This window comes from Thermococcus sp. (assembly GCF_027008145.1).
In the GTDB taxonomy this organism is placed as follows: Archaea; Methanobacteriota_B; Thermococci; order Thermococcales; family Thermococcaceae; genus Thermococcus.
Window position 1 is genome coordinate 1 of record NZ_JALTCZ010000053.1, and the last position, 2,891, is coordinate 2,891.

Consider the following 2,891-nt stretch of genomic DNA (forward strand, 5'->3'; position numbering starts at 1 on the left):
GCAATGAAGGAGCTCAAGAACCTCCTGAGGGACAAGAAGCTGATATTCGGTCTCATAATAGTCCCCCTCGTGATATATCCAGCTCTAGGGAAGACGATGCAGGTGGGCATAGAGAAAGCCCAGGGTATGACCCACGTTGCCATAGTCAACCTTGACTCGGGCAAGTACGGTGAGGTTCTTATAAAGGCCCTCCAGTCGGCCCCTCAAGTCGGCGTAACCGTTCTGAACGTAACGAGCGTTGAGGATGCCATTCGGGAAGCATCCCTTAGAAAGCAGAACGTCCTCGTGGTGATTCCGGCCAACTTCAGCGAGAGCATAGAGGGAGGAAATCCCGCCACGGTGGAGGTCTTCGGGATATTCAGGAAGATAACCCCCGGGATAAAGGAGAGCGTGAGTGAGGCCAGGATAAACGCCGTGATAAACGTCCTGTCAGAAGAGATTGCGAGGATTAAGGTTATGAAGCTTGGGGCGAAGAATCCTGATGCGGTACTGCACCCCATAAAAGCCGTCAGCCTGTCAGTCGTAAAGGGCAGGATAATCAACGTCCCGCCCGAGGTGGTCTCCAGCGTCCTCGCCTCTCAGGCATACGGTCTGCCGCTTATAGTCTTCCTGATGGTCACCATAACAGCCCAGATGGCAGCAGGGGCGATAGCGAGCGAGAAGGAGAACAAGACCCTCGAAACCCTCCTCACCCTCCCGGTGAGGAGGACGACGATAGTTGCGTCAAAGATAAGTGGAACAGCGGTTATGGGCCTCATAGCATCGCTGGCTTATATAGTCGGGCTGAAGAGCTACATGGGCTCGATGGGCCTCCAGATAGGGGTCTCACCTGGGGCCCTGGGCCTTGAGATGACGCCCTTCGGGATGTTACTCTTCGCCCTCGTGATATTCCTTACGATAGTCTTCTCCCTGTCCCTTGCAATGATCCTGGCGGTCTTCGCCGAGGACGTCCAGAGCGCCAACACCGTCGTCAGCTCGGTGATACTCCCCCTGGCCTTCCCGGCCTTCGTTCTGATGTTCACCGACCTGGATGAGCTCCCAGTCATAGCAAAATACGGCCTCTTGGCTGATCCGTTCACCCACCCCATAGTGGCATACAGGTACGCCCTTGGAGCCGACTACGGGCCACTCTTCTGGAGCGTGCTCTACCTTGCCGTCATAGCCGGGGCAACACTCTACGCAACCGCAAGGGTCTTCTCAAGCGAGAAGCTCCTAACCGCGAAGATAAGCTGGGGCAGGAAGAGAAGAGGATGAGCCCTCCCCTCACTCTACCGGCACGCCATCCCTGGTTCTCGGCGCGAGCCACTTCATAAGCCTCTTCGGGTCCTTCGTCCTTATGGTTATCGTTATCGGGCCTAACGGAGACTCCTCGTTGAAGTTCACGGAACCGGCGTAGGCGGCCTGCTTGTTAACCCGGATTATTATCTCTTCGCCGAAGTAGCCCTCCTCAAGGAAGGAGTGTGCGGTATCTAAGATTGCCTGCCCCCTGAAGAGCTCGTAGAGCCTCTGAAGGGCTTTCCTGCTCTTCGTTTTTCCGGTGAGGATTATGTAGTCCCCTTTATCGAAGGCCTCGAACTCAAGGTCGGGGATGAGGTTCAGCATCGCCCTCTTTACCTTCTCGATGTCTTCGGTAGGGTAAACGTAAGCCTCAGCTTCAACTTCCTCGAACAGCTCCATTCTGACCACCAAAATCGGTTGGGGGAGGGATTTATAAGGGCAGCGGGTGGAAGTCCATCCCTTTCAGCATCACTTTCTATACGCGCTTTCTCGCGGCCGTATGTCGGTTACGATTATCATTCTGTCGTTCCAATAGACCGTGTAGAAAATCCTGTAGCCCCCAATCCTGAGGCGGTATGTGTTTGTCTCCTTGCTCCGTTCGCCCCTGACCGGTTTCAGGTCATAGGGCGGCTTGGGATAGGGATTTTCTTTCAGGACCTCTATGAACTCGGCGAGCTTTCTGCGTTGGGAGGGCTTTAGGAGCTTCTTGGCCTTTTTGACGACGTCTCTGCTCACTACCACCCGGTACATCCGGCATCGCCTTTTCCAGCAGTTTGACCGCTTCTTCTGCCGTTAGCCCCTTCTCTGGATGTTTTCGGAGGTGCTCCGCCTTTTCCACGAGTTTCCGGTACTCCTCCTCGGGAATGACTTCAGGCTCTTCCTTCTCGGCTTGGAGCCTGAGCACGAGGGCCTTGAGTTCCTCAAGATCCCTCTCCAAAACCTCGATTTTCCTCAGGAGGTATGAGTAATCAACAGCCTCCGCCATTTCCCCGCACCCAGTCCCCAATCGAGGTGCAATCCTATAAAGGTTTGCCGCCTGGCGGTGTTGTCATGATAACAGAAAAGCTAAGTCTATGGAGATTAGTTATCATGATAACCAAAGGCTTTATATATTGCCTTTTCGTTATCATGACAACGAGGTGAGGAGATGACGACTCCTGCTGAGTTGTTGGAAAACGCAAGAGTGTACCTGGAAGACGCAGATCTACTCTTTTCAAAGGGCCATTACAATTCAGCGATGAACCTTTACTTCAAGGCGTTGGTGGCGCTGTGCGACTACGTTATCCTGAGAGATACCGGCAGACTGCCCCGGAACCATACGGAGAGGTTCAGGATACTGGAGGAGAGGTATCCGGAGCTTTACGAGGTGGTGGACTTTCACTTCAACTACTACAGGAGTTCCTACATGAAGCGGATTGAAAAGAGCTGGGTGGAGGTGCTGAGAAATGACGTCCACAGAGTTTATTCTTCCCTCTGATTTCTCACTTCATAAGGATTCCGTTGAGGCCCTTGGTAAAGCCGCCAGAGCATTCGTCGAGAACCATCAGGAGGTCTTTGATGTGGTTCTATACGGCTCTACCGTGATTGGAAAGCCCTTCCCAAATGACGTTGAC

The 2,891-nt window shown here is 53.5% G+C and carries 5 protein-coding genes; 2 read left to right on the forward strand and 3 right to left on the reverse strand.

The features are described from left to right. Positions 1 to 1,254 (forward strand): ABC transporter permease (locus MVD07_RS02550; RefSeq protein ID WP_297498232.1); only part of this gene is annotated, 1,254 nt, incomplete at its 5' end. A 9-nt stretch (positions 1,255 to 1,263) separates the two neighbouring features. On the opposite strand, the gene MVD07_RS02555 is transcribed toward MVD07_RS02550, so the two are convergent. The 3 genes from MVD07_RS02555 to MVD07_RS02565 all read right to left on the reverse strand — a co-directional run bounded on the left by MVD07_RS02555 (position 1,264) and on the right by MVD07_RS02565 (position 2,263). After that, positions 1,264 to 1,677, reverse strand: coding sequence for an RNA-binding domain-containing protein (locus MVD07_RS02555; protein ID WP_297498238.1), 414 nt, complete (start codon positions 1,675 to 1,677; stop codon positions 1,264 to 1,266). A gap of 69 nt (positions 1,678 to 1,746) precedes the next feature. Continuing rightward, complete coding sequence (locus tag MVD07_RS02560; RefSeq protein WP_297498241.1) at positions 1,747 to 2,013, reverse strand: type II toxin-antitoxin system RelE/ParE family toxin; 267 nt, start codon at positions 2,011 to 2,013, stop codon at positions 1,747 to 1,749. Next, a complete protein-coding gene (locus MVD07_RS02565) occupies positions 1,898 to 2,263 on the reverse strand; it encodes a hypothetical protein (RefSeq protein ID WP_297498244.1) in 366 nt (121 codons plus the stop codon). Before MVD07_RS02565 ends, MVD07_RS02560 begins: the two co-directional genes overlap by 116 nt. A 162-nt stretch (positions 2,264 to 2,425) precedes the next feature. Between MVD07_RS02565 and MVD07_RS02570 the strand changes: the two genes are divergently transcribed. Continuing rightward, positions 2,426 to 2,755 carry a HEPN domain-containing protein gene (locus MVD07_RS02570; RefSeq protein ID WP_297498235.1) on the forward strand — a complete coding sequence of 110 codons (330 nt, stop codon included), beginning with the start codon at positions 2,426 to 2,428 and terminating at the stop codon, positions 2,753 to 2,755. Positions 2,756 to 2,891 lie beyond the last annotated feature (136 nt).